24 protein-coding genes are annotated in these 25,865 nt (G+C 63.9%); 12 read left to right on the forward strand and 12 right to left on the reverse strand.

What is annotated here, in order from left to right:
• Positions 1-15: 15 nt before the first annotated feature.
• The 4 genes from ACOMDU_RS10165 to ACOMDU_RS10180 all read right to left on the reverse strand — a co-directional run bounded on the left by ACOMDU_RS10165 (position 16) and on the right by ACOMDU_RS10180 (position 4,059).
• Positions 16-1,149 carry a DUF6709 family protein gene (locus ACOMDU_RS10165; protein ID WP_421130205.1) on the reverse strand — a complete coding sequence of 378 codons (1,134 nt, stop codon included), beginning with the start codon at positions 1,147-1,149 and terminating at the stop codon, positions 16-18.
• A 126-nt stretch (positions 1,150-1,275) separates the two neighbouring features.
• Positions 1,276-2,205, reverse strand: a complete 930-nt coding sequence (locus ACOMDU_RS10170) for an ROK family protein (RefSeq protein WP_421130206.1) — start codon at positions 2,203-2,205, stop codon at positions 1,276-1,278.
• Positions 2,206-2,290: 85 nt separating this feature from the next.
• Positions 2,291-3,322 carry a Gfo/Idh/MocA family protein gene (locus tag ACOMDU_RS10175; RefSeq protein WP_022136183.1) on the reverse strand — a complete coding sequence of 344 codons (1,032 nt, stop codon included), beginning with the start codon at positions 3,320-3,322 and terminating at the stop codon, positions 2,291-2,293.
• Between the two features lie 128 nt (positions 3,323-3,450).
• Positions 3,451-4,059, reverse strand: coding sequence for a 4'-phosphopantetheinyl transferase family protein (locus ACOMDU_RS10180; protein WP_421130207.1), 609 nt, complete (start codon positions 4,057-4,059; stop codon positions 3,451-3,453).
• A 149-nt stretch (positions 4,060-4,208) separates the two neighbouring features.
• Between ACOMDU_RS10180 and uvrC the strand changes: the two genes are divergently transcribed.
• On the forward strand, positions 4,209-6,023 hold the full coding sequence (gene uvrC, locus ACOMDU_RS10185) for an excinuclease ABC subunit UvrC (RefSeq protein ID WP_421130208.1): 1,815 nt from the start codon (positions 4,209-4,211) through the stop codon (positions 6,021-6,023).
• An 82-nt stretch (positions 6,024-6,105) separates the two neighbouring features.
• Here uvrC and ACOMDU_RS10190 read toward each other — a convergent pair whose 3' ends face one another.
• Both ACOMDU_RS10190 and ACOMDU_RS10195 read right to left on the reverse strand, forming a co-directional pair.
• Positions 6,106-6,366 carry an HPr family phosphocarrier protein gene (locus tag ACOMDU_RS10190; protein ID WP_022136180.1) on the reverse strand — a complete coding sequence of 87 codons (261 nt, stop codon included), beginning with the start codon at positions 6,364-6,366 and terminating at the stop codon, positions 6,106-6,108.
• 212 nt (positions 6,367-6,578) lie between these two features.
• A complete protein-coding gene (locus ACOMDU_RS10195; RefSeq protein WP_421130209.1) occupies positions 6,579-6,920 on the reverse strand; it encodes a winged helix-turn-helix transcriptional regulator in 342 nt (113 codons plus the stop codon).
• 118 nt (positions 6,921-7,038) lie between these two features.
• Between ACOMDU_RS10195 and ACOMDU_RS10200 the strand changes: the two genes are divergently transcribed.
• Both ACOMDU_RS10200 and truA read left to right on the forward strand, forming a co-directional pair.
• A complete protein-coding gene (locus ACOMDU_RS10200) occupies positions 7,039-7,656 on the forward strand; it encodes a LysE/ArgO family amino acid transporter (protein ID WP_022136178.1) in 618 nt (205 codons plus the stop codon).
• A gap of 59 nt (positions 7,657-7,715) precedes the next feature.
• Positions 7,716-8,453, forward strand: coding sequence for a tRNA pseudouridine(38-40) synthase TruA (gene truA, locus ACOMDU_RS10205; RefSeq protein ID WP_421130210.1), 738 nt, complete (start codon positions 7,716-7,718; stop codon positions 8,451-8,453).
• A 77-nt stretch (positions 8,454-8,530) separates the two neighbouring features.
• Here the strand turns inward: truA and ACOMDU_RS10210 are convergent, their stop codons facing one another.
• Together ACOMDU_RS10210 and ACOMDU_RS10215 are read right to left on the reverse strand one after the other, a co-directional pair.
• Positions 8,531-10,033: a cadherin-like beta sandwich domain-containing protein gene (locus ACOMDU_RS10210; protein WP_421130211.1), complete on the reverse strand. Its 1,503-nt coding sequence runs from the start codon at positions 10,031-10,033 to the stop codon at positions 8,531-8,533.
• A 14-nt stretch (positions 10,034-10,047) separates the two neighbouring features.
• Positions 10,048-12,906, reverse strand: coding sequence for a dockerin type I repeat-containing protein (locus ACOMDU_RS10215; RefSeq protein ID WP_421130212.1), 2,859 nt, complete (start codon positions 12,904-12,906; stop codon positions 10,048-10,050).
• 273 nt (positions 12,907-13,179) lie between these two features.
• On the opposite strand from ACOMDU_RS10215, the gene ACOMDU_RS10220 reads away from it, so the two are divergent.
• A complete protein-coding gene (locus tag ACOMDU_RS10220; protein ID WP_421130213.1) occupies positions 13,180-14,844 on the forward strand; it encodes a putative glycoside hydrolase in 1,665 nt (554 codons plus the stop codon).
• 43 nt (positions 14,845-14,887) lie between these two features.
• Here the strand turns inward: ACOMDU_RS10220 and ACOMDU_RS10225 are convergent, their stop codons facing one another.
• The 4 genes from ACOMDU_RS10225 to ACOMDU_RS10240 form a co-directional block, all read right to left on the reverse strand.
• Complete coding sequence (locus tag ACOMDU_RS10225; RefSeq protein WP_022135183.1) at positions 14,888-15,919, reverse strand: ABC transporter substrate-binding protein; 1,032 nt, start codon at positions 15,917-15,919, stop codon at positions 14,888-14,890.
• Positions 15,916-16,731, reverse strand: a complete 816-nt coding sequence (locus tag ACOMDU_RS10230) for an ABC transporter permease (RefSeq protein WP_421130214.1) — start codon at positions 16,729-16,731, stop codon at positions 15,916-15,918. The genes ACOMDU_RS10225 and ACOMDU_RS10230 overlap by 4 nt, the downstream gene beginning before the upstream one ends.
• Positions 16,724-17,482 carry an ABC transporter ATP-binding protein gene (locus ACOMDU_RS10235; RefSeq protein WP_421130215.1) on the reverse strand — a complete coding sequence of 253 codons (759 nt, stop codon included), beginning with the start codon at positions 17,480-17,482 and terminating at the stop codon, positions 16,724-16,726. Before ACOMDU_RS10235 ends, ACOMDU_RS10230 begins: the two co-directional genes overlap by 8 nt.
• A gap of 80 nt (positions 17,483-17,562) precedes the next feature.
• Positions 17,563-18,471, reverse strand: a complete 909-nt coding sequence (locus ACOMDU_RS10240) for a nucleoside recognition domain-containing protein (RefSeq protein WP_421130216.1) — start codon at positions 18,469-18,471, stop codon at positions 17,563-17,565.
• Between ACOMDU_RS10240 and ACOMDU_RS10245 the strand changes: the two genes are divergently transcribed.
• From ACOMDU_RS10245 to ACOMDU_RS10280, 8 genes are all read left to right on the forward strand, one after another.
• Positions 18,458-18,601 carry a hypothetical protein gene (locus ACOMDU_RS10245; protein WP_421130217.1) on the forward strand — a complete coding sequence of 48 codons (144 nt, stop codon included), beginning with the start codon at positions 18,458-18,460 and terminating at the stop codon, positions 18,599-18,601. The two genes, ACOMDU_RS10240 and ACOMDU_RS10245, sit on opposite strands and share 14 nt — an antisense overlap.
• Positions 18,589-18,876 (forward strand): YabP/YqfC family sporulation protein, encoded by a 288-nt coding sequence (locus ACOMDU_RS10250; RefSeq protein WP_421130218.1) that lies wholly within the window; start codon positions 18,589-18,591, stop codon positions 18,874-18,876. Before ACOMDU_RS10245 ends, ACOMDU_RS10250 begins: the two co-directional genes overlap by 13 nt.
• A gap of 10 nt (positions 18,877-18,886) precedes the next feature.
• Complete coding sequence (locus tag ACOMDU_RS10255) at positions 18,887-20,098, forward strand: sporulation protein YqfD (RefSeq protein WP_421130219.1); 1,212 nt, start codon at positions 18,887-18,889, stop codon at positions 20,096-20,098.
• A 9-nt stretch (positions 20,099-20,107) separates the two neighbouring features.
• Positions 20,108-21,064: a PhoH family protein gene (locus ACOMDU_RS10260; RefSeq protein WP_022135189.1), complete on the forward strand. Its 957-nt coding sequence runs from the start codon at positions 20,108-20,110 to the stop codon at positions 21,062-21,064.
• Complete coding sequence (gene ybeY, locus ACOMDU_RS10265) at positions 21,061-21,552, forward strand: rRNA maturation RNase YbeY (RefSeq protein ID WP_421130220.1); 492 nt, start codon at positions 21,061-21,063, stop codon at positions 21,550-21,552. The genes ACOMDU_RS10260 and ybeY overlap by 4 nt, the downstream gene beginning before the upstream one ends.
• A gap of 45 nt (positions 21,553-21,597) precedes the next feature.
• Positions 21,598-22,500 (forward strand): GTPase Era, encoded by a 903-nt coding sequence (gene era / locus ACOMDU_RS10270; protein ID WP_421130221.1) that lies wholly within the window; start codon positions 21,598-21,600, stop codon positions 22,498-22,500.
• Positions 22,501-22,642: 142 nt separating this feature from the next.
• Positions 22,643-23,398, forward strand: a complete 756-nt coding sequence (gene recO, locus ACOMDU_RS10275) for a DNA repair protein RecO (RefSeq protein WP_022136373.1) — start codon at positions 22,643-22,645, stop codon at positions 23,396-23,398.
• Positions 23,399-23,415: 17 nt separating this feature from the next.
• On the forward strand, positions 23,416-25,818 hold the full coding sequence (locus ACOMDU_RS10280; RefSeq protein ID WP_421130222.1) for an endonuclease MutS2: 2,403 nt from the start codon (positions 23,416-23,418) through the stop codon (positions 25,816-25,818).
• The last annotated feature ends 47 nt before the right edge of the window (positions 25,819-25,865 follow it).

Below are 25,865 nucleotides of genomic sequence, written 5' to 3' on the forward strand. Positions count from 1 at the left end.
GCGGGGCAGCGCTATTTACGACAGCAGCAGGCGTATCAGCACCCGGGCGATGGCATAGCCCAGCACGCCGCCGCCGATGCCGGCGGCTGTGGCCCACACCCGTTTCCGCTTGGCGTGGGGCACCTGCTGGCTGTACAGCCGCTGATTTTCCCGGTTCAGGCCCACCAGTGCCTCCGGGTTCCGGGCGGACACCGCCTGTACGATAGCGTCCGCCGTCCGGCGGCTGCCGCCCCTTTTGAGCTGCAGCGTGATGCTGCGCCCGTCATAGGTCAGCAGCTCCACCACCGTGCTTTTGGCCCACAGCAGCTTTAGGTCGTGACGATAGACCCACAGCACGTCCGCCAGGGGCAGCACGATGTTCTGCCGCCGCCCGTACAGGAACGCCGTGCTCACCAGCGCGTCAGAGCGTCGGTCACCCTCCAGATAGTGGAATTCGCTCTCCGCCCGTTCCAGCAGCTTTCCCTTTTTCAGCTGCTTCAGCGTGCTGTTCAGTTGTGCGGTGTACGAGGCGGCGCTTACCAGCAGCACAAAGGCGGCCAGCCCGAGGAAGCTGGCTATGAGGGACCAAAAGCTGCTCCCCGTGTCCGGTGTCAGCTCGCTGTCGATGTAATAGTCGCCGTAGGTGTACACAAAGTCCTCGGCGGTCATGCCGACGGCGGCGGCAATATCGTCGATATATGCCTCCGGCGTCTCACAGATCACGCCCACCAGACGTACCGGTGCCGGCGCGGTGGTCTCCGTCAGCGGGATATAGACGGCCAGCTCCGAGGGCGCGGCCGTATCGTCCGGTACTGCGCCGTCACCGCTGTCGTCGGTATAGGTATAGTCCACGATATCCGCGAACCGTGCATATTCCGCGTCGTTCAGCTGCACCAGATAGCCGTATCCCTCCGTGTCCTCCGCCAGATAGAAGACCAGCTTGCGCCCGTCGCCCAGCGTCACCCGATAGGCCCAGGTGGTCATGTACTGCACGTCGATGTAGTTGTAGTCGCCCAGATAGATCTCGTCCCCGATGGGCACGGCCTCCGCTGCCGCGCTGTCCCGCTGCGCCAGCAGCCCCAGCACGATACACCCCGCCGTCAGCAGGGCCAGTATGCCGCCCACGATCCACCAGGCAGGGGAGTGTCTTACGTATCGGCGCATTTCCATATGTTGCCCCTCCAAATTTGTTGTGGTACGACATATTGTACCATATTCTGCCAGAATGTGCAATATCATTTCCCATAAACGGCATAAAAAACGCACCCCGGGTCTGACCCAAGGTGCGTTTTTCATTCACAGTGCCGCTGCACCGATGATACCCGCCTCGTTGCCCAGCCGGGCACATTCAATCACCGGCGGTGTCCGGTCGTGTCCGCCGAAGCAGTTGGCCGCCACATACGCCCGTATGGGGGCCAGCAGTCTTTCGCCCTGGCGGCTGATGCCGCCGCCGATGAGCACCATCTCCGGCCCCAGGATGTTCACCAGGTCCGTGATGCCCGCCGCCACGTACACGCAGTACCGGTCTACCACAGCCTGCGCCGCCGCATCTCCGGCGGCCGCCGCGTCGAATACGTCCTTACCGGTCAGCCTCTCACCGTATCCGGCCAGCAGGGACTCCGGCTGCGCCGCGGCCGCCCGCTTTCCCTGCCGTATCAGCGCTGTGGCGGAGGCATACGCCTCCCAGCAGCCCTTCCGACCGCAGGTGCAGTCCTCGCCGTCCAGCACCAGCACGGTGTGGCCCACCTCCGCGCCGGTGCCGCCCACGCCCTCCAGCAGTTGGCCGTCGGCCACGATGCCGCCGCCTACGCCGGTGCCCAGGGTGATGAGTATCATGTTCCGGCAGCCCACGGCCCCGCCGGCCACCGTCTCCGCCAGCGCGGCGCAGTTAGCGTCGTTGCTCAGATGACAGGGGAGCCCCAGCCGCGCCGTCACCATGCTGCATACCGGCACATTGAACCAGCCCAGGTTATAGGCCCGCACCACCACGCCGTTGGCGCTGTCGCAGGTCCCCGGCGAGCCGATGCCGACGGACGCGCAGTGCGCCGCCGTGATGCCGGCCTTCTCCATGGCCTTCTCCGCCGCGCGGCAGATATCCGCGACAACGGCCTCCGCCGGGCGTTCCGCACCGGTGGGCAGGCTGACCTCCGCCACGATGTGCTGGCCCTCGTCCACCACGCCGGCGGCGATGTTGGTGCCGCCCAGATCAATGCCAATACGATACATATGCTGCCTCCTTGCGCTTTCTGTCCCCGCGTTCCGGGGAAATAAACGGGGCGGGCGTATCGCCCGCCCCAAGTGCGTTTCTGTCTCAGATATGGGTCACAAAATCGGTGTTCACCGCCACCGGCCGTGCGATGTCGGAGGACCGGATGCTGCCGAAGATGGTCCGCATCGTGGTCAGAGCCTCCTTGCCGGACACCTCCGGCTCCCGGTCATGGACCAGCGCGTCCACAAACTCGTCGATGACGCCGGAGTTGTGGGACGTTGTCTCGAAGGCGAAGCTGGTGCGGTTGCCCTCCAGGTCATTGATGATGATGGGGGCCGACGGCTCGCTGTAGATCATCATCAGGCCCTTGGTGCCGTACAGCACCGTGGACTGGCACTCGTGGCCGTACACCGTCCAACTGGCCGCCATGGTGCCCAGTGCGCCGCCGGACATTTTCAGGATGCACAGGGCGTTGTCATCCACGCTGATGAGCTTGCCGTTGTCGTCACGCTTATTCAGGGTGACTACCTTGGCGGTGGTCTCGATGACCTTCTGCCCAAGCAGGTACTGGATCAGGTCCACCTTGTGGATGCCCATGTCGGACAGGGCGCCCATGGCCGCCTTGTTCTTGTCAAAGAACCACGTGCCCTCCAAGGACCAGCCCTCGGGGCCGGAGTTGCCCAGAATGGTGCGGAAGGTGATCACATCGCCGATGATGCCGCTGTCCAGCATTTGCTTGGCCTTGCGGTGCACCGGGTCAAAACGCATGTTGTGGCCCACCATCAGGTGTCTGCCATTGCGCTCAGCGGCGGCCACCATGGACTCGCACTCCGCCAGCGTTACCGCCATGGGCTTCTCCACCAGCACGTGCTTGCCGGCGTACAGCGCAGCCGTGCAGATCTCCGCATGGCTGCGGTTTTCCACGCATATGGACACGGCGTCCACGTTGGGATCATCCACCAGCTCATAGAAGCTGTTGTACACCTTGCCGCCGTACTGCGCCGCCATCTCCTGCGCGCGCTCCATGTTCTTGTCGTAGAATGCGACGATCTCCGCATTGGGGTTGGCTGCATACTCAGGCAGATGGCGCACCTGTGCGATCTTGCCGCAGCCGATAATGCCGACTCGGATCATAAAAAGCGAACCTCCTCTGTCCGTCCTCAAACCGCCGGGCGCCCTGCGCTCCGACGTATGTTTCTGCCCCTATTGTACCAAAAGAAAACGGGAAAGAAAAGCCTTTTTTGCCAACTTTGCAAAATTTTTCACAAAATCTGCGCCGCGATGGTGAGGGCGCAGCCCTTTTGTGCCGTATAGTCCAGCGTTACGCCTGCCGGCAGGCTGAAGCGGCTCAGCGCCAGCAGCGGACCCTTGCCCGTCAGCTTGAACAGCGCCTCCTTGGCCGTCCATATCTCCCAGAACCGCTGGCAGTCGCCGTCGTCCCCGGACCGTATGTACGCCATCTCCTGCTCGCTGCATACCCGGCGCATGAACTTCTCCTGGGCCGAGCGTACCACCTCCACGTCCACGCCTACCGGCGCGTCCGCCGTTACGCATACCGCCCACGGGCCGGAGTGGCTCACGGACACATACACGCCATCCTTTTCCACGCTGGGCTTGCCCAGCTCGTCCCACTGAAGCGGCACGTCCTTCTCCGCGCAGCCCATCGTCTGCGCGAGCATCCGCCGCGCCAGCAGCTCTCCGGCGATGGTGCGCTTCCGGTCGTCCTCGCCGGCGATGTCGGCCACACGCCGCCGCCGCGTCTCATCCATCATGCCTATCACGGTCTGGGCCGCGTCCTCCGTCAGCTCCCGGATGTCAAACCACTGCAATTCCATATCCCGCGCCTCCCGCGTCGTATTTTTCGCACCCATTGTATCACATCCTGCCGCGCCGCGCTACTGCTTTTTCGCCGCCGCAGGCTTTTCTCTGTACTTTCCGGTACTTCCACCCCTTGCCCAGGGGACGCGGCGGTGGTATACTATCCCCGTATCTGTAGTTTTCCATGAAAGGAGATGACGCCATGACCCGTGATGAGCTCCGCGCCAAGGCCAACGACCTGCCCCTGCTGCCCGGCGTCTATCTGATGATGGACAAGACCGGCCAGGTCATCTATGTGGGCAAGGCCAAAAAACTGAAAAACCGCGTCAGCCAATACTTTCAGGACACCGCCAGCCACAACGAGAAAACGAAGATGATGGTGGCCCATGTGGACCGGTTCGACACCATTATCGTCCGATCGGAGTTCGAGGCCCTGGTGCTGGAGAATTCCCTCATCAAGCGCCATCAGCCCCGCTACAACATTCTGCTGAAGGACGACAAGGGCTATCCCTTCGTGCGGCTGGACAGCGGCGACTACCCCCGCTTTACCCTGGTGAACCGCACCGCCGACGACGGCGCGAAATACTACGGCCCCTTCGGCGGCCGGCACGAAACGCGCCTGGCGCTGGACGCCGTGTGCGCCGCCCTGCGCCTGCCCACCTGTTCCCGAAGGTTCCCCCGCGACATCGGCAAGGAGCGCCCCTGCCTGAACTTCCACATGGGCCGGTGTGACGGCTTCTGCCGCCCGGACGGCCCGGACGCGGCGGAATACCGCCGCCGCATGGCCCAGGCCACCGCCCTGCTGGAGGGCAAGCTGCGCGCCGTCACGACCCAGCTGACGGAACAGATGAACGCCGCGGCGGAGGCCCTGGACTTTGAGACAGCCGCCGCCCTCCGCGACCGTGTGCGGGCCCTGTCCGTGCTGACCAAGGACCAGCAGGTCATCGCCGGTATCTGCGCCGACACCGATGTCTGGGGCGCGTATACCAGCCCCGCCCGGTCCGGCTGCGCCATTCTCCACATTGAAGACGGCGATCTCCTGGCCCGGCAGACCGAGGTGTTCCCCGACGCTGCCGACAGCGAGAGCGCCCTGCTTTCCGCTGTGGTGCCCCAGTACTATCTGACCCGCCAGTCCCTGCCCCGTGAGATATTGCTTCCCGCCGCCATCGAGGACGCTGACGCGCTTTCGGCCCTGCTGACGGAGCGCAGCGGCCACGCCGTGGCCCTCCGGGTCCCCCAGCGAGGTCAGCGCCGCGCGCTGCTGGACATCGCCCACCGCAACGCCCGGGAGGAGGTGGAGCGCGTTACCGACGCCGTACAGCGCATTAACGGCACCCTGCGCCTTTTGCAGGAAACGGCTCAGCTGCCGGTCCTGCCCCGGCGCATGGAGAGCTATGATATCTCCCACACCGGCGGCGCGGACCAGGTGGGCGGCATGGTGGTCTTTCAGGACGGCAAGCCGCTGAAGTCCGCCTACCGCCGCTTCCGCATCGAGTCCTGCGCCGGCGCCGACGACTACGGCGCCATGCGTGAGGTGCTCACCCGCCGGTTCCGGCGCTATCTGGACGGCGATGAAAAGTTTGCCCCCCTGCCGGACCTGCTGCTGATCGACGGCGGTCAGGAGCACGCCCGCGTGGCCGAGCAGGTGCTGGCAGAGACCGGGCTGGATGTGCCCGTGCTGGGCATGGTCAAGGACGACCGCCACCGCACCCGTGCGCTCATCACCGCCCGGGGCCATGAGCTGGGCATACAGCAGACACCCGCCCTGTTTGCCCTTATCGGCACGGTGCAGGAGGAGGTACACCGGTTCGCCATCGCCTACCACCACCAGAAGCACACCCGTTCCGCCAAGCGCTCGCAGCTGGACGGTATCCCCGGTGTGGGCGAGGCGCGGAAGAAGCGGCTCCTGCAGCACTTCGGTACCGTCACCGCGGTAAAAAACGCCACGCTCGAGCAGCTCTCCGCCGTGGTGCCGGAGGCGGCCGCCCGGGCGGTATATGGGAAGTTCCACGGATAAAAAGCGGTACCCCCGCAGCGCCGGAGGTACGTCGTACGCAAAAGAAAAGAGAGACGGCGAAGCCGTCTCTCTTTCATTGTGTTTACTCGTCCAGGTTCTCGATCAGCTCAGCCAGCGCATCCACAGCTTCCTTCTCATCGCTGCCGTCCGCGATCAGTGTCACTGTGGTGTCCTTCATAATGCCCAGGCTCAGCACGCCCAGCAGGCTCTTCGCGTTGACGCGGCGTTCTTCTTTTTCTACCCAGATGCCGCTTTTGAACTCGTTGGCTTTCTGAATGAAATAGGTCGCGGGTCTGGCGTGCAGACCGACCTCATTTTTCACCGTGATCTCCCGTGTATACATGAACCAGCACTCCTTACGCACATTTTTACTCTCGCGCCAGAGGGTGCAGCGCGCAGAAACTAACCCTCACCATTTCCTATTATACTGGATTACGGCAGGATTGCAATGGGCATTGATACGAAAATCCCGCGATTTGCTCTATAATTCCCACTGCAATTTGTGAAAAATGATGTATCTTGCAGACAAATTCCGGTATTTGTCCAATCGAAAGCTCACATCCTGGCCTCTGCCCAGTCGCTGAGCTGCTCCAAAATGGGCAGCAGTGCCCGGCAGCTGTCCGTGGGGCCGTATTCCACCCGCACCGGCACCTCCAGATACTCCCGCCGTGTCACCAGCCCGTCGCGCTCCAGCTCCCGCAGGGCCGAGGCCAGCACCGTGTTGGAGATGCCGTCCAGCTTGCTCCGCAGGGCGTTGTAGCGGATGGTCCCGGCGTTGGCCACGGCGCACAGGATCTGCACCTTCCACTTGCCGCCGATCAGCTGCATGGCGTGGTGCAGCGGACATTTCTCCATACAGGGACAGTCGTAGTGGCTTTGCGGCATGGTCTGTGACATGGTAAGCCCCTCCTTACTTGCCCATAAAAATCTGCGCTCTTGCATTTCTCCAAAGCTATGGTATCATTATAGCAGGTAAGAAAACCGGAGTAAATAGCATGAGGAGAAAATCACAGCCATGAATATCTATCTTCAGGGGCTGACCATGGGTCTGGCCTACGTGGCGCCCATCGGCCTGCAAAACCTGTTCGTCATCAACAGTGCCCTGACGCAGAAGCGCAGCCGCGTCTACATCACCGCGCTCATCGTCATTTTCTGGGACATCTCTTTGGGTGTGGCCTGCTTCCTGGGCGCCGGCGCACTGATGCAGGCGCTGCCCTGGCTGCAAAAGGTCATCCTGGGGTTGGGCAGTCTGATCGTCATCTATATCGGCATCGGTCTGCTGCGGTCCAAGGCCAGTCTGGAGGGCGGCCGGGACGTGAACGTCCCCATCTGGAAACTGGCCGGATCCGCTTTCGTGGTCACCTGGCTGAACCCCCAGGCCATCATTGACGGCACCATGATGCTGGGCGCCTTCCGGGCCACCCTGACCAACGGCGGCGACCTGTTCTTCATCTGCGGCTTCGGCTCCGCCTCGGTGATCTGGTTCCTGACGCTGTCCACGGTCGTCTCTCTGCTGGGCAGTAAGTTCAACGAGAAGGTGCTGAACATCATCAACAAGGTCTGCGGCGCCGTCATCATCTTCTACGGCCTGAAACTGCTGTACAGCTTCGTCCAGATGATGGGTTGGCTGTAAAACACTTCACAAATCACGTCCTTTCTGTTACAATAAGGCAGAAAGGGCGTGATCTTTTTATGGAACAGAACTACCGGCTCACCATCGCCTACGACGGCTCCCGCTTCTTCGGCTGGGAGCGCCAGCCGGACAAGGATACCATCCAGGGCAAGCTGGAGGCCGTGCTGGGCGCATTGCAGGGGCATCCGGTGAACGTCATCGGCGCGGGCCGCACCGACGCCGGTGTCCACGCCCGGGCCATGACCGCCAGCGTGGTGCTGGACGTGACCGAGACGCCCGACGCCATCCGCGACTATCTGAACCGCTATCTCCCCGACGCCATCGCTGTCCGGGAGGTCAAGGAGGCCGCGCCCCGTTTCCACGCCCGCTATAACGCCCTGGGCAAGACCTACCGCTATACCTGCCACACCGGGCCGGTGAAGCCGGTGTTTGACCGGAAGTACGTCACCCTGCTGGACTACGACCCGGATGTGGAGAAAATGCGTCAGGCGGCGGCCTACCTGCTGGGTGAAAACGACTTCGCCAGCTTCTGCGGCAATCCGCGCATGAAGAAGTCCACCGTCCGTCTGGTGGACCACATCGCTATCGAGCGCCGGAAGGACCGGGTGGTATTCACCTTCCATGGCACCGGCTTTTTGCAGAACATGGTCCGCATCATGGTGGGCACGCTGCTGGAGGTGGGCCGTGGCTACTGGACGCCGGAGCAGGTGCGTGACATCCTGGCCGCCAGGGACCGCAAGCAGGCGGGTCCCACCGCGCCGCCGGAGGGTCTGTGCCTGATGAAGGTGGATTATTGAGCAAAAAGCATCCGGGCGCTATCCCGGATGCTTTTGCTGCGTAAAAATGACCTAAGCCTTGGCTTAGGTCATTTTTGTTACATATTGTGGATATCGTCCAGCAGATCGTCCAGCGACATGGTCCGCACCTCGTCCTCGTCGGCCTGGGTGGGCTCGTCCTGGGCAGAGCGCTCTGCGGGCGCCGGCGTCTCCGCCGGCGCGGCGGGCGTCACGGGCGCCGCCGGGGTCTTGTCGGGGATGGCGGCAGGCTCGCTGTCGCTGCTCTCCTCACGGGGCACCAGACGGGGCACCCGTGCCGTGTGCCGTTCCTCGGGGAGCAGGGGCTTCGCCGGGGTCCGCGGCGGTTCGTCGTCGTATTCCTCGTCATCGCCGCCGCCCGTGTGGCCGCGGCCGATCAGGAAGCCCAGCAGGAACAGCACCACCACCAGCAGCACCGCCGCCGCGATGGCCACATACACGGTCTTGACCTCGCCGATCAGCGGCATCGCAATGGTCCCGGGGATCTCCAGCGGCGGTACCTCGGGGATGGTGGCCGGGTCGATGACCTCCACCGTGGGGACAATACCGGTATAGGCCGGCATCCGCAGCACATGGATGGTATAGTTCTGCTTGGTCTTGCCGTCCTCGGCGGTTCCGGTAACCGTGAGCACAGTCTCCGCCTCCGTGGCGGACAGCCGCACCTCGCCGGTGCCGGTGATGCCCTGGGCCTTTTCGTCCTTTGCCGTGGCGGCGATGGTCACCTGCTTCGTCTCATAGGGGACGTAGGCGATGTAATCCGTCACTGTGGGCGTGAACGCCGGAGACAGCGTGGCGCCCTCCAGCGTCAGGGCGGCGATGGATGCGTCGGTGGAGGGTTTGTAGTTGGGGTCCTGCTGGCGTGTGGCATCGATGGTATAGCTCTTGGTGGCGCCGTTGGCCGCCGTGACCTTGATGGTCACGGTGTTGACGCCCACCGCCAGCTCATTGCCGCTGACAGACACCGTAGCGCTGTTGTCGGCCTTTTTGTAGTTCAGGTCCAGCTTTTCCACCGCGAAGGGCACCGTGCAGGTGTAGTACGTGGTGCTGCTGGAGAAGGAGGGGCTCAGCGTGGCATTGGAGCAGCTCAGCGAGCTGAGACTGCAGTTGCCGCTGGGGGCCGCGCCCACCTTGCCGGACCAGCTGGCGCTGTCCAGACTGGTGTCGCTGTTGCCGTCGGACACCACGATGTTGGAGAACGTGGCGGTCAGGGCGTCGCCCTCCTTGGCGCTGCCGGATACCTTCATTTTGATGGTGACCAGTCCGCCGCTGGAGCTGGACGTGCCGTAAACGCTGAACTTGTTGTTGTTGACCACGATGCTCCATCCGCTGACAGAGCAGTTGTAGTTGGTAAAGGACAAATTGCCGCTGTAGCTCAGGTCGGCGGTCAGACCGTAGACCTTGCTGGGCACGGACAGCGTCAGTGTGACGGTGTCGCCTGCCTGCGGGGCGGCGGTGCCGGTCAGCGTCGCTCCGGCGGCGTGGGCCTGCACGGGCAGCAGCGTGACCACCAGCAGCAGCGTCAGCAGCGCGGAGGCCGCGGCGCGGAACAGTTTGTTTTTCATAGGATGTTTCCTCCTCAGCCGATGGTGCGCTGGCCCACGGTGACCTGGGCGGCCTGCACCACGTCGGTGATGGTGACCTTGCCGTCACCGTTGATATCGGCCGCCTTGGCGTAGGCGCCGGACAGGCTGCCGGAGCCCACCACGGACTTCTGCAGCTTGACCACGTCGGTGATGGTGATCTTGCCGTCGCCGCTGACGTCGCCGGTGACCACGATGGTCACGGTGGCGGAGCTGCTGACAGCGGTCATACCGGTACCCACGAGGCCGGAGGTCACCTTGGTGCTGCCGCTATAGATGGTGTAGCCCGCGCTGTTCATTGCGGAGACAGACGTGCTGGGCGATACGCCGGTCAGATAGTTGCCGGAGGGCTTGGGCGTCTCGCCGCCGGTACTCCCACCGGTACTCCCACCGGTGCTACCGCCGGTGCCGCCGCTGTTGGCCGTCTTGGTAAACACGGCGGTGTAGGTGACGTCGGCGTCGGGCATGACGGTGCCGCTGGTATAGCGCTTGCCGCTGGCATCCGCCCAATAATCGAAGCTGTACACGTACTTGCTGTCAGCCTGCATGACCGGATTCGTTGCAGGCAGCGTGATAATGTCGTTCTGGGCCAGCTTGTAGGAATCCCACACAGCGCCCTGGGACATGAACTTCACGGTGTGCAGCGTACCGAACTTGGCCGTAACGGTGTGGTTCTTGGGTGCCACAGGCGTGCTCTGGGATATCTCGCGGTCATTGTAGAACCAGCCCTGGAAGCCCTTTTCGTTCACCTCAGGCAGCGCGCCGTAGGGTTGTGCCTCTTTATAGGTGCGCGTTTCCAAGGTCTTACCGTTGACCACGAAGGTCACCGTGTAGGTGTTGTTGGGGGCTTCGGGCGTGGTAGTCGTGGCCGCGCCCACAGTGAAGGTGGTATCCAGCAGCGTCACGGTGCTGCCGCTATCGGTGGTGCCGGTAATGGTAAGGTAGTATTTCCCGGCGGAGAGCTTACTGAACTTCAGGGTCTCATCCAGTTCCCACAGGTCGAACCACTTGGCATTGATGCCGCTGCGGCTGGCGTAGGTAGGCTCTGTCCCGGTAGCTATGTTGGTGACCACCGCTTTTACGGTGCTGATGTTTTGGGTGCAGGTGACGATACCGCGCAGGGGGAAGGAGGAGTTGCCCTGGGTCAGGTTGTGGACGATGCTCTTGCCGGTTTCGTCCTTCTCCGCCTTCTGGGGATAGAACAGACCGATGGTGCTCCAGGCGTCCTGTCCGGCCGCGGGCTTCATGGTCACAACAGCGGCGGTCTTGCTCTCCTTGCTCAAACCGACCTTATAGGCGGTGACAGTGGTGGTGGGGTTGTTCTTCAGATCCTCGTCGACCATCTCCCCCACGACTTCCACCGTAATATCCTCAAGTGACTTGCCGGTAAGCACCTCCACAAGAAGCAGGATTTCCTCCTCTGTAAAGGATACGTTTTCGTCATCACTGCTTAGCTTTTTGATAAGGGCATTTATATCCTCGTCCTTCATGCCCTCGCTGGCAAGCTTATCCTTTATCTCCTCGGTATAGTCCTCCTCCGACTTGCCTTCGATGCTCGCCTCGAACAAATCATTCAGTTTTGTCTCCAGCCGAGTACCAAAGTCGTTCGCCAACTCGCTGGTATACTGGCCATTCTCGGTAATGCCCTTACTGATCTCGACCAGCTTCGCGGCAATCAGGTCATCCCTGTTCTGGCCGTCCGCTGTGACATCCGCACTGGTCACCGTCACGGTCACATACTGCTTGGTGCCCACGTTGTACAGTATGTAGCCGTTGTTGCTGCCGGTCAGTGTCCAGAACTGTCTGCTGTCGGCGGCAGCGTTTTGCAGCATCAGTGCGCCGTCAACGACCGCCAGACGCTTGCCATCCGTGGTGGCCAGGGTGTATTTGTCGGAATTGTAGTAGGTCAGGATCAGCTGAGAGGCCTTCTCCTCGGCCACCAGGTCGGTGCTGCCTACGCTGTAGCTGAAGGTCCTGCCATCGGAGTTATAGCACAGGGTGTATTTGCCCTCCAGGTGGGAGGTGGTGTTCTGATAGCGCATGACCAGCGCATCGGCAGGCTCGTTGATGTGCAGGCGGCTGTATACCGAGGACTGCACATCGCCGTCCGCTGCGCTGTAATAGGCCATGGAACGGTTCTTCACGCCATAGCGGTCAGACAGCTGGGTCTGCATATCCCGATACTTGGGGATATCCTCCGCCAGCTTGCTGCACTCAGTGTAGATGGCCTCGATCAGCTCCGCCTCGCTCTGCATCTTGAAGCCGCCCAGCCGGTTGTCGATGGCGCGGGTGACCACGTTATAGGCGCCGTCCACGCCATGTTGGACGCTGCGGCTCCACAGGACGTTCTTCAGGGCGATGGAGTAGTCGTTCAGGTTCAGGGAAGGGTATTTGCTTTGCAGGCGGCTGATCAGGGTCGAGTAGCGCTCGGTACCCCAGTACTCTGTCTGGGCGTTGGCAAACTCACCCTTGTTGACGCCGTGGCCCAGCTCCCTCCAGGCACTTTCAAAGTTGGGGCCGTAGCCTGCTGCGGCTGCGCCGCTGGTGTTCTCGCCGTAGGCCTTATCCAGCGTGGCCGCGAAGCCATTGTATATAGCATTGCCCTGGTAGTTCCGCAGCCAGGTGCGGAACGCGTCCAGCGTTCCCGCCTTGCTGGAGAACATATACAGGCCGAAGGATGTACCGCCGGGGTCGCCGGGTACGGTGGAAACAGCGCCCGGGTCAGCGTCCGCGCCCGTCTCATAATATTGGCTCAGTGCGCCCAGGTCCTTCAGGCTGCTCCAGTTCTTACTGGCAGCCAGCAGTATGGTGGTCAAACAGCTCACCGCCATCACCGCCGCCAGGATCAATGCCATTCCCCGTTTCGTCCTCTTCATGTCGATACACCCTGCCTTATCTCTAAGTTGTATGGGAAGCGCCGGCGGCGGGAAGGCCCCTCCGCCGATTTACATAACAATAGTCATGTGTAGTATACCATCGGTCTGCGTCGTTGTCTACCAAAAAAACGAGAAAAACACAAAAAATATGAAAATTTTGTCACCAGCGCCACAAGATTTGGGTGGATTTATGGCGCGGAATGGCGTATAATGGCCGCAGGCTGACAAAAATACGCAAGGAGAAATCAATTTATGTCAACGAATACGAAAAAGAAACACGGCACCGGCGCGGCGGTGGTACTCATCGTGCTGTGCCTGCTGGCGCTGGGCGCGCTGGGATATATCATCTGGCGGCAGTTTAATCCCGTGGTGCCGGAGACGGCGGCGGGCTATGTGGCCGCCGCCGGGACCACCGCCCCTGTGTATGACGAAAACGGGACTCAGCTGGGTTCCCTGGTCCGCGGCGCGGAGGTACAGTACGTTGCTGAGGACGCCGAGGACGGCGCGGACCGCGTCCGCGTGGTCAACGGCGAGGGCTACGCCTATCTGGACGCGGCCAACCTGACCGCAGACTACAACGGCGCGGTGCTGACCGATACGGTGTACGCCCTGCGGGGCATGAGCCTGACGGATGAGACGGGCGCGGTCCCCGGCTGCGCGGTGGAAAAGGGCATGGCGCTGACCGTCACCGGCTTTGACGGCCTGGACGAGAACGGCGAGGTCCTGCGCTGGGCCGTCAGCTGTGACCGGGGCGAGGGGTACATCGACGGAGAGAACGTCCGCATGACGGAGGAGGAAGCGCTGGCGCAGTATGACGACGCGCTCTACCAGCGCCACGCCGCGCGGGGCGACGCCTGGGGCGGCGGCGACGCGGCCGACCTGGACTACTACCCCACGGAGAAGCCGGCCTTCACGGACAATGTGATGCCCGACGAGGTGCGGGCCCTGTACCTGAACGGCAGCGCCATTCAGTACGCGGACAGCTATATCCGGCTGGCCCAGGGTACCGGCATCAACGCCTTTGTGGTGGACATCGTGGACGGCACGGCGGTGTCCTACGCCTCCCCGGTGATGCAGCAGTACAGCCCGTCCGCCTACGCTGCGGCCCAGGACACCATGGAGGGCTTCAAGGCCAACGTGCAGAAGCTCCGCGACGCCGGCTACTACGTCATCGGCCGCATCACGGTGTTCAACGACGCCCACCTGGCCGCCGACCACCCGGAGTACGTCATCTCCGACCTGAACGGCACGCCCCTGAAGATCAGCTCCATGTACTGGCCCAGCGCCTACAACCGCACCGTGTGGCAGTACAAGGTGGAGCTGGCTCTGGAGGCCGCCGCTCTGGGCTTCAACGAGATCCAGTTTGACTACATCCGCTTCCCCGACGGCGCGTATAAGTACGAGCAGGCCGGTACCATCGACTACAAGAACACCTATGGTGAGAGTAAGGCCCAGGCGGTCCAGCGGTTCCTGATCTACGCCGCGCAGCGGCTGCATGACGCCGGGTACTACATCTCCGGCGATGTGTTCGGCGAATGCGCCAACGCCTACGTCACCGCCTGCGGCCAGTACTGGCCGGCCATCAGCTCCGTGGTGGACGCCATCTCCGGTATGCCCTACCCGGACCATTACAGCGCGCAGGGTGACTATAAGCCCTGGGAGCACCCCTACACCACCGTCCATAACTTCGGCGAGAGCGCCATGGCCCGCCAGAGCGAGACGGCCTCCCCCGGCGCGGTACGCACATGGATACAGTGCTACAACGCCATCCGCGAGCCGTATAACCACTACGGCGCGGCGGAGCTGGCCGACGAGGTCCGGGCCCTCCGCGACGCCGGGTGCACCGGCGGCTTTATGACCTGGAACGGCGCGTCCGACATCGACAAATACGCCGAGGTCATCTCCGCCCTGAGCTGATATGAACGCAAAAAAGAAAGCCCGCACGGGCTTTCTTTTTTGCTTATTGCGCTTCCATGGCTTTCTGGGCAAAGCTGTTGTCCACCAGCTTGTCGAAATCCACCCACTGGTCCTTCTCCAGCTCGCCGGCCTCGGTCATCACCGTCTCCAGCCGTTCCAGCGCCGACCGCGCCATCATCGGCCCCGCGTTCCAGGCATCGATCTGCCGGTGCCGGGCGGTAACGGCCTCCAGGGTATCCAGGTCCGTATCCGGGAACTGATCGATGATGGCCTCCGCCACCTCCCGGTCTGTGTGGTCCACGATCCACTGCTGCGCCCGCGCGATGGCGTTGGCAAAGCCCTGAATGACCTCCGGATGCGCCGTCATATAGCTCTGGCTGGCGAAATAGGCGGTGTAGGGGATCTCCCCGGACTCCTCGCCGATGGAGCAGAGGATATACCCGTGTCCGGCGCGCTCTACCTCCGTGGCGGTGGGCTCAAACAGCGTCACATAGTCCCCCTGCCCGCCGGTGAAGGCCCCGGCCATCATGTTGAACTGCACCGAGGTGTCCACCACCGCGTCCTCCTGGGGTACGATGCCGTGCTGCTTGAGGACGTATTCCAGCGTCATCTCCGGCACGCCGCCCTTGCGCCCGCCGATGATGGTCTTGCCCTTCAGGTCGTTCCAGTCGAAGGCCTCATCACTGCGGCCCACCAGGAACGAGCCGTCCCGCTTGGTCAGCTGGGCGAAGATCACCGGCAGATCATCCTTGCCCTGCGCGTGGATATAGATGCAGCTCTCCGGCCCGGCCAGGCCGATGTCCGCGCCGCCGGATACCACGGCGGTCATCACCTTGTCGGCCCCGCCGCCGTTGCTCAGCTCGATGTCCAGCCCCTCATCGGCGAAGAACCCCTGGCTCATAGCCACGTACTGCGGCGCGTAGAACACCGAGTGCGTTACCTCGCTGAGCCGGACCGTGACATTTTTCGCCTCCGTGCCGGCGGTATCTCCGGTATCGGTCCCCGCGCCGCAGCCGGTCAGCAGGCTGAGCGACAGCAGCGCGGCCATACAAATGCAGATAAGTTGTTTTTTCATGCACGTACCCCCCATAGATGATTTAAGAATGCTTCCGCCCGCAGCACCAGCAGGTACATTCCCACCGCCGCCAGCCCCAGCACCAGCACGCTGGCCATGACCAGGTCCATGTTGAATACCTGGGAGCCGTAGACGATGAGATACCCCAGCCCGGCCCGGGATACCAGGAACTCGCCCATGATGACGCCCACCCAGCTGAGTCCCACGTTCACCTTCAGTGTGGAAAACAGCGTGGGACAGTTAGCCGGGAACACCAGCAGCCACAGGATCTGGCGCTTGTCAGCGCCCAGCGTCCGCATCAGCCGCAACTTCTCCGGGTCGGTGGTGCGGAAGCCGGTGTACATACTCAGGATGGTGACGATGAGTGAAATGGCCAGCGTCATGGTGACGATGGCCCCCATGCCCGCGCCCATCCACACGATGAAGATGGGCCCCAGGGCTGTTTTCGGCAGTGCGTTCAGCACCACCAGGTACGGGTCCAGAATGCGGGCGGCGGTGTCCGACCACCACATGGCCACGGCGACGGCCGTGCCCAGCACCGTCCCGGCGGTAAAGCCCAGCACCGTCTCACCGATGGACACCGCCGCGTGGTGCCACAGCTCGCCGGAGGCGCACAGCCGCCACAGGGTCTGCACCATGCGGCTGGGACTGCTGACCAGAAAGCCGTCGGACAGCCCCAGCCGGCAGCTGAGCTCCCACACGGCAAACAGCCCCGCCACCAGCGCGATCTGCCAGATACGCACCCGGCGCTTTTCGCGGCGCACGGTCCTCAGGTACGCCGCACGGCGGGGCGAAGGCGTTTTCTCAGGCATGAACGTCCAGCTCCTTCCATATGGCGTTGAAGTACCGGTGAAATTCCGGCGTGTCCCGGCGCTCCAGCGGCGGCAGACCACGCAGCGCACCCATGTCCATCTCCGCCTTCACCACGGCGGGGCGGCGGGACAGCACCACCACCCGGTCGGACATACTCACCGCCTCAGCGATGTCATGGGTGACCAGCAGGGCCGTTTTGCCCTCCTGCCGCAATATGCGCCAGATATCCGCCGATACCGCCAGCCGTGTCTGGTAGTCCAGGGCGGAAAAGGGCTCATCCAGCAGCAATATCTCCGGCTCAGTGGCCAGGGTCCGGATCAGGGCGCAGCGCTGGCGCATACCGCCGGAGAGCTGGCAGGGCCGCTTTTTGGCAAAGGACGCCAGCCCGTAGCGCTCCAGCAGCCGGGATACGTGTGCATAGGCCGCCGGGTCCTTCTCGCCACGGACCGTCAGCCCCAGCGTCACGTTGTCCCATATATTCCGCCACTCGAAAAGCTGGTCCCGCTGGGGCATAAAGCCGATTTTTGGCGATGTGCCCTGTACCGCCCGGCCGTCGATCTCGATAGCGCCGCCGCTGAGGGGCTCCAGACCGGCAATGGCGCTGAGCAGGGTGGATTTGCCGCAGCCGGAGGGCCCCACTAAACTGACGAACGCGCCCTCCTCCACCGTGAAGGACACGTCCCGCACCGCCTCCACCTCGCCGTCCGGGGCTTGATAGCAGGCGGCGGCATGACGGAGCGTAATGCTCATATCCTATGTGACCTCCTGTCGGGAATGATGGGAGACTTCTCTCCGTGGTCATTCTACGCAGGAGGGACCCGCGGGGTGCCCTACGGCAGCAGATACGGTGCCAGCAGCGCCGCCAGTCCTGCTGACAGCGCCGCCTGCACCGCCTTGGCCGGCACATACAGCCGCAGGGAGATGCCGCTGCCCGCCGTCACCGCCGCCGTCTGGCAGTGGACGCTGAGCCCGCCCCAGCCCAGCAGCGCAGCCGCGGTGACGAAGCCCCGGCGGTCCGGTGTCAGGCGCAGGATGCCGTTGGTCAGCTCCAGCACCCCCGCCGCCAGCGGCGGCAGGGGACCGATGAGCCCCTCCGCCAGACGCAGCAGCACCAGAAAGAATACCACGAACCCGCACACCCGGGCCATGGCGGACACCGCCCCCTCCACCGCCCGGAGAAACTGCCCCGTCAGTCCGGCCCGCGGTGGCACAGGCCGTTTCGGCATGGCGGTGACGGGCAACGGGCGGCGGCAGAAGAGCAGACCCGTCAGCAGCGCGGCGGCGCAGTGCAGCAGATATAGCCAGGCTCCCGTCCGGGCGCTGCCGAATACCGACACCCCGGCCACGCCGATGGCAAAGGCCGGGCCGGCATTGTTGCAAAACGTCAGCAGCCGCGCCCCCTCGGCAGGGGACAGCTCGCCCCGGCGCACCAGCTCCGCCGCCGTCCGCGCCCCCACAGGATAGCCGCCCACCAGCCCCAGCAGCAGGGCGGCGCACCCCGCGCCGCCGCAGCAGAAGAGCCGCCCGAAGGGGTGGGCCAGCGCCCGGCCCGCCGCCTCCGCCGCCCCCAGCGCCACCAGCAGGGACGAGACGGCAAAAAACGGGAACAGCGCCGGTATCACCGATGTCAGACACAGCTGTACGCCGTCCCGCGCCGCCTGGGCCGCCGTCTCCGCCTGCCGCAGCAGCAGTATCGCCAGCGTCCCGCTGCCCAGCAGTGCCAACATGCGCTTTATCATCACCATCACCGGTCCCCAGCCTATGCGCGCCGCCGCCGGGAAATACCCCGCCCCGGACAGGCAAGTTCCGGTGCGTCCGCGCATAGCGTTCTGTATCATCCGCAGGGAGGTGACGGTGTGGCGGGACTGAAAAAGAAGCTGGCCCAGGTGGGTCAGGAGGCGCTGGAGCGCCTGGAGCTGCCGGTGAACATCGCCGCCGGCGTGGCCCGGATCGAGCTGCTGGGCAACCGGGAGCTGTATATGGACCGGCACCGTGGCGTGCTGGCCTACACCACCGAGGCGGTGGACGTCAACGGGGGCGGCGTGGTGGTCCGCGTCCGGGGCCAGGACCTGCAGCTGCTGGTGATGACGGAGCAGGAGCTGCGGATCACCGGAAAAATATCCGGCATCGAACTGGTGGAGTAAGGGGGGCGCCGTGTACCGTAAAGCAGTGAATTATCTCCGCGGTCAGGCGGTGGCTGAGGTGGTCTGTACCGCGCCGGAGCGCGTGGTGAACCTGTGCGCCGCCCACGGCATTCCTTTCTGGGACCTGACTTGGCTGACGGAGACATCCTTCCGCGTGACCACCACCCTGTCCGGCGCGCGGCGCCTGGCCGAGGTGACGGCGGACATCGGCGCACAGGTGACCGTGTGCCGAAAGTCCGGCGCGCCGGAGCTGTGGCGGCGGTGCAGGCACCGGTATGTGCTGCTGGCGGCGGTGCTGGTGCTGCCGCTGCTGCTGGCGGTGGGCAGCGCCTTCATCTGGGACTTCGAGGTCACGGGCAACGACACCGTCCCCACGGAAAGCGTATTGCAGGCACTGGAACGATGCGGCGTGCGCGTGGGCACGCGTGGTGTGGGCCTGGACCAGGACGAGCTGCGGAACCGGGTGCTGCCGCTTCTGCCGGACGTGGTGTATCTGGCGGTGAACGTCAGGGGCTGCACCGCCCATGTGCAGGTGGTGGAGCGCGTCCGCCCGCCGCATCTCTACCGGGACAGCGACGTGCAGAACATCGTGGCGGCCAGAGACGGGCTCATCACGAAGATCGAGGCGCTGGACGGGGTGACCTGCGCGGCGGTGGGCGAAACGGTGCAGGCGGGGCAGGTGCTGCTGTCCGGGGTGGCTGACTCGCCCCGGGGCTGCCGGTATATGCGGGCCACCGGGCGGATCTGGGCCCGGACATGGTACGAGTGGACGGTGCCCGTACCTCTGGAGACGGTGCTGAAGGACGGCACGGAGCCCGTGAAGACCCGCACCCATACCGCGCTGGACCTTGGACGGAAGCGAATTGCGCTGCCTGCGGGGGACAGCATATTGCAGGGCCGGGAAAACTGTGATAAAATAATACGATACCGCGGCGTGCAGCTTCCCTTCGGGCTGCGTCTGCCGGTAACGCTGGTAACAGAGACGGTGGCCGAGCGCGCGGTGTACGACGGTGAACGTCCGGAGGATGAGGCCTACGCCGAGGGACAGAAGCAGCTGGAGGCCCAGTTGGCGCAGACCATCGGAGACGATGGCCGTGTTCTGAAAGCGGATGTATCCGCCCGGCGGCAGGGCGCGTACCTTATGGTGACGCTGCGGGCGGAGTGCGAGGAACAGATCGGCGTGGACGCGCCGCTGACTATAACAAGCGATACAGGGAGGTAAACCCAAAACATGGAACAACGTATCGGTATTGAACGCATGGAGGAGGCCGTCAATCTTTTCGGCTCCTTCGACGAGAATATCCGGCTTCTGGAGGCGGAATTTCAGGTGCAGGCGGTGAACCGGGGCGGCGAGATCGTCGTGTCCGGCGAGCCGGAAAACGTGATGCTGGCGGTGAAGGCGGTGCAGGCGCTGCTGACCCTGTCCAATAAGGGCGAGACGATCACCGACCAGCACGTGCGCTACGTCATCGGGCTGGTGCGCTCCGGTCAGGCCGAGCGCATCAGCGAGCTGACCCAGGATGTGATCTGCATCACCAGCAAGGGCCGGCCCGTCAAGCCCAAGACCATCGGCCAGAAGGAGTACGTCAACGCCATCCTGAAGCAGACCGTCACCATCGGCGTGGGCCCTGCCGGCACCGGCAAGACGTACCTGGCAGTGGCGGCGGCGGTGGCCGCCTTCCGGGACAAGCAGGTGAACCGCATCATCCTCACCCGTCCGGCGGTGGAGGCCGGCGAACGGCTGGGCTTCCTGCCCGGCGACCTGCAGTCGAAGGTGGATCCCTATCTGCGCCCGCTGTACGACGCCCTGTTCGATATGCTGGGGGCGGAGACATACCAGAAGTATCTGGAGCGCGGCAACATCGAGGTGGCGCCCCTAGCCTATATGCGCGGGCGGACGCTGGACGACAGCTTTATCATTCTGGACGAGGCCCAGAACACCAGCCGCGAGCAGATGAAGATGTTTCTCACCCGCATGGGCTTCGGCTCCAAGGTGGTCATCACCGGCGACGTGACCCAGATCGACCTGCCCGCCGACAAGGTCAGCGGCCTGAAGGAGGCCATGAAGGTGCTGCGGGACGTGGAGGGCGTGGCCATATGCAGGCTCACCAAGGAGGACGTGGTGCGCCATGTGATGGTGCAGCGTATCATCGAGGCCTACGCCAAATTTGAGGAGAAAAAGAAATGAAACGACACTATATCCCGGTGACCGCCGATGTCCCCGGTGTCAGCGAGGGCACACGCAGCTTTCTCCGCAGGGTCATCCGCACAGCGCTGGCCGAGCAAGGGGTGGACTTCCCCTGCGAGGTGGATGTGCTGGTGACCGGCGACGCGGGCATCCACGCCATCAACCTGGAGATGCGTGGGGTGGACCGCCCTACGGACGTGCTGAGTTTTCCGGAGTTTGAACTGACTCCCGGCGAGCTGCCCGGCGCGGAGGACGCCGACCCCGGCACCGGCTATGTGCCTCTGGGGGACATGGTCATTTCTCTGGAGCGCGTGAAGGCGCAGGCGAAGGAATACGGCCACGCCAACCGCCGGGAGTTGGCCTATCTGGCGGTACACTCCGTGCTGCACCTGCTGGGCTACGACCACCTGGACGAGGGCCCCATGAAGGCCCAGATGCGCGAAAGAGAAGAGGCCATCATGTCCGTGCTGGGCCTGGAACGAAAATAACGCTGCACGAAAATTGCTCAAACGAAAGAAAGTTGAGGATCACCTATGAACATCACAAAAACCGCAATGATCACCGTGTGCGGACAGCCCAATGTGGGCAAGTCCAGCCTGACCAACGCCCTGGTGGGCGAGAAGATCGCCATTGTTTCGGACAAGCCCCAGACCACCCGCAACCGCATTTACGGCGTGGTGAACCGGGGCGATACCCAGTATGTGCTGCTGGATACGCCGGGCCTGCACAAGCCCCGTTCCCGGCTGGGGGACTATATGGTCAAGGTGGTGCGGGAGAGCCTCAGCGACGTGGAGTGCGCGCTGCTGCTGGTGGAGCCCATCCCCCATGTGGGCGAGCCGGAGAAGGTCCTTTTGCAGCGTATCCGGGAGGAGCACCTGCCCTGCGTGCTGTGCATCAACAAGATCGACACGGTAGAGAAAAAGGAGGCCCTGCTGGAGGTCATCGCGGCGTACAGCGCGGCCTATGACGGCTTTGATGCCATCATTCCCATCTCCGCCCGGACCGGCGACGGCTTGGATGAGCTGATGCGGCAGCTGTCCCAATACGCCCAGGAGGGTCCCCAGCTGTTCCCCGACGGCATGACCACCGACCAGGCGGACAGCCAGGTGTGCGCGGAGATCGTCCGGGAGAAGATGCTGCGCTGCCTTGACAAGGAGATCCCCCACGGCACGGCGGTGGAGGTGACGAAGTTCTCCGAACGGGAGGACACGGGCATCATCGATCTGGATGTGACCATCTATTGCGAAAAGGCCAGCCACAAGGGCATCATCATCGGCAGAGGCGGCGAAATGCTCAAGCGCATCAGCTCCGCGGCCCGTCGGGATATCGAGAAATTCATGGGCACGAAGGTGTACATGGAGACGTGGGTGAAGGTCAAGGAAAATTGGAGAGATAATCCGAATTTCATCAGAAGTCAGGGCTACAACGAGGAATAACATCAACAAATTTCCAGCCATAAAACCGGCGAAAGCTCCCATGCTAACGACATGGAGGTGTTCGCGTGGACTACTGGGAATTATTTTTGGACACCGGCGCGCCGGAGGCGTATCTGCTGTACCGCGGGGCCCAGGAGGCTGTATGCAAAGTGGAAAGACCGTGACCGGCGGCGTGGTGCTGCGGGTCACAGACACAAAGGAGACAGATCGGATATTGACGGTGCTGACGGCGGACCGGGGGAAGATACCCCTGATCGCCCGGGGTGCGCGGCGAAAGAACAGCCGCCTGGCGGCGGCCTGCCAGATGCCGGCCTATTCCGAGCTGACCATTTTCAAGCGGGGCAGCTGGTATATGCTGGATGAGGCGTCGCCCATCGAGCTGTTCGACGGGCTGGGCCGGGACATCGAGCTGCTGGCGCTGGCGGCGTGGTTCTGTGAGCTGACGGAGGCGGTGTGCGCCGAGGAGACGCCCTGCCCTGAGATACTGTCGCTGCTGCTGAACGCCCTGTACGCCCTGTGCCGCACGGGGAAGGACCCGCGGCTGGTGAAGGCGGCGTTCCAGTTCCGGCTGATGGCGCTCTCGGGCTTTGAGCCGCTGGCGGAGGAATGCGCCGTGTGCGGAACGGCACAGCCGGAGGGACCGGTGCTGGACATCTCCGGCGGATTTGTGGCGTGCGGAACGTGCAGGGGCCCGGAGCGCAGCTTCCGGCTGCCGCTGACCGAGGCTGGTCTGGCGGCGCTGCGGCACGTGCTGTACGCGGACCCCAGGCGGCTGTACAGCTTTACGCTGGAGCCGGGCGCCCTGCAGGCGCTGGATCAGGCGGGTGAGGCGTTTATCGCCGCCCAGCTGGAGCGCGGGTTCCGGACGCTGGACTATTACAAGGCCCTGTTGGGATAACAGGAGGACATACATACATGAGCGAGTTATTTGAGAAATCTATCCGCACACTGGAGCTGCCGGCGGTGCTGGAGCTGCTGGCGCGCCATGCGGTCAGCGACGAGGCCAAGGCCCGGTGCCTGCGGCTGCGTCCTGCCACAGACGCGGCGGCGGTGGAGCACCTGCTGGATGAGACGGACGCGGCCAAGACGCGGCTGGGCCTGCACGGCAGTCCGTCCTTTGCGGGCGTGAAGGACGTATCCCAGGCACTGGACCGGGCGGACCACGGCGGCGTGCTGAACACCCGGGAGCTGCTGGATGTGGCCGGTGTGCTGACCGCTGCGCGGCGGGTCAGCGACTATGACGCGGAGCGTCAGGGGGAGGCCACGGCCATCGACCGGCTATTCTCTGCCCTCCATGTGAACCGCTATCTGGAGGATAAAATACGCGGCGCCATACTGGACGAAGAGACCATTGCCGACACCGCCAGCCCGGAGCTGGCGGACATACGGCGGAATATGCGCGCTGCGGCCAGCAAGGGACGGCAGATCCTGCAGCGGATCATCTCGTCGCCCTCCTACGCCAAGGTGCTGCAGGAGGCGCTGATCACCCAGCGGGACGGGCGGTTCGTGGTGCCGGTAAAGGCGGAGTGCAAGGGCAGTCTGCCGGGTCTGGTACACGACATCTCATCCTCCGGGGCCACGCTGTTCGTGGAGCCCATGGGCGTGGTGCAGGCCAATAATGAATTGAAGGAATTGCAGGCCCGTGAGGAAAAGGAGATCGACCGGGTGCTGCGTATACTGTCCGGCGAGTGCGCGGCGCAGCGGGAGAACATCCTGTACGACTACGACCTGCTGGTGCAGCTGGATACCATTTTCGCCCGGGCACAGCTGAGCTATGCCATGGACGCGGGGCGTCCGCTGGTGCGGAAGCGGGGCGGCATCGACCTGAAGCGGGCACGGCATCCCCTGCTGGATCCGGCCAAGGCGGTGCCGGTGACGGTGGCGCTGGGCGGAGCGTATGACACGCTGGTCATCACCGGCCCCAACACCGGCGGCAAGACCGTCACGCTGAAAACCCTGGGGCTGCTGTGCCTGATGGCCCAGTGCGGCCTGCACATCCCCGCCGGAGACCAGAGCGCCGTGCAGGTGTTCGACCGGGTACTGGCGGACGTGGGCGACGAGCAGAGCATCGAGCAGAGCCTGTCCACGTTTTCGGCGCACATGGCCAACACGGTGGAGATACTGAAGCTGGCGGATGAGAAGAGCCTGATCCTGTTCGACGAGCTGGGGGCGGGCACCGACCCGGTGGAGGGCGCGGCGCTGGCCATCGCCATCATCCAGGACGTGCGGCGCAAGGGCGCGCTGACGGCGGCCACCACCCATTACGCGGAGCTGAAGACCTTTGCCATGACCACGGCGGGGGTGGAGAACGCCAGCTGTGAGTTCGATGTGCAGACGCTGCGGCCTACCTACCGGCTGCTCATCGGCATACCGGGCAAGTCCAACGCCTTTGCCATCTCCCGGCGGCTGGGGCTGGACGAGAGCGTCATCGAGGACGCCAAGGCCCAGATGGACAGTGAATCCGTGCGGTTCGAGGATGTGCTGACCCAACTGGAGGAGAAGCGCCAGCGGCTGGAGAAGGCCCAGGGCGAGGCGGATCGGCTGTGGCGCCAGCGTGAGGAGGACGCGCGGAAGGCGCGGACCTTCCGTGAGCAGATGGAGAAGGCCAAGGACAACGCCCGGACCAAGGGCGAGGCCGAGGCGCGGCGCATCGTGCAGCAGGCCCAGCGGCAGGCGGACCAGGTGTTCGCCGAGCTGGACGAGCTGCGGAAACAGCAGCAGCGGTCGGACTATCAGGCCGTGAATGACCGGAAAAGCGATATACGCCGCCGCCTGAACGAGGCGGAGACGGCGCTGCACCAACGGGACGAGGACACAGAGCCGGTGCCCGCGCCCAGCCGGCCCATCGCCGTGGGCGACACGGTGGAGCTGGCCGGTGTGCGTACCGGCGCCGCGGTGCTGGCGGTCAACGGCGACGGCACGCTGCTCCTGCAGGCGGGCAAGATGAAGATGACCGTGAAGGCCGCGCAGGTGCGCCTGCTGGAAACGGCGGAGGAGATCGAGAAGAAGAAAAAGCAGTCCGCCGCCGCGCAGCAGCGCAGCGGACCGGCGGTGTCCATCAACACCGGGGCGCGGGCGTCCGCCGAGCTGGACATCCGGGGCCTGGAGACGCTGGAGGCCGAAAGCGTGGTGGAGAACTACCTGGACGCGGCATCCCGGTCCAAGCTGGGCACCGTGACCATCATCCACGGCAAGGGCACCGGCGCGCTGCGCGCCGCCGTGCACCAGCTGCTGAAGAAAAACAAACAGGTCAAGTCCTTCCGCCTGGGCCGATACGGCGAGGGCGAGGCCGGCGTGACCGTGGTAGAGCTGAAATGAACAACACCCTCCTGCGCCGGCAGGAGGGTGCTGCTTTTTCAGCGGGA

Origin of the sequence: Vescimonas sanitatis (assembly GCF_049060325.1) — a bacterium.
GTDB lineage: Bacteria > Bacillota > Clostridia > Oscillospirales > Oscillospiraceae > Vescimonas > Vescimonas sanitatis.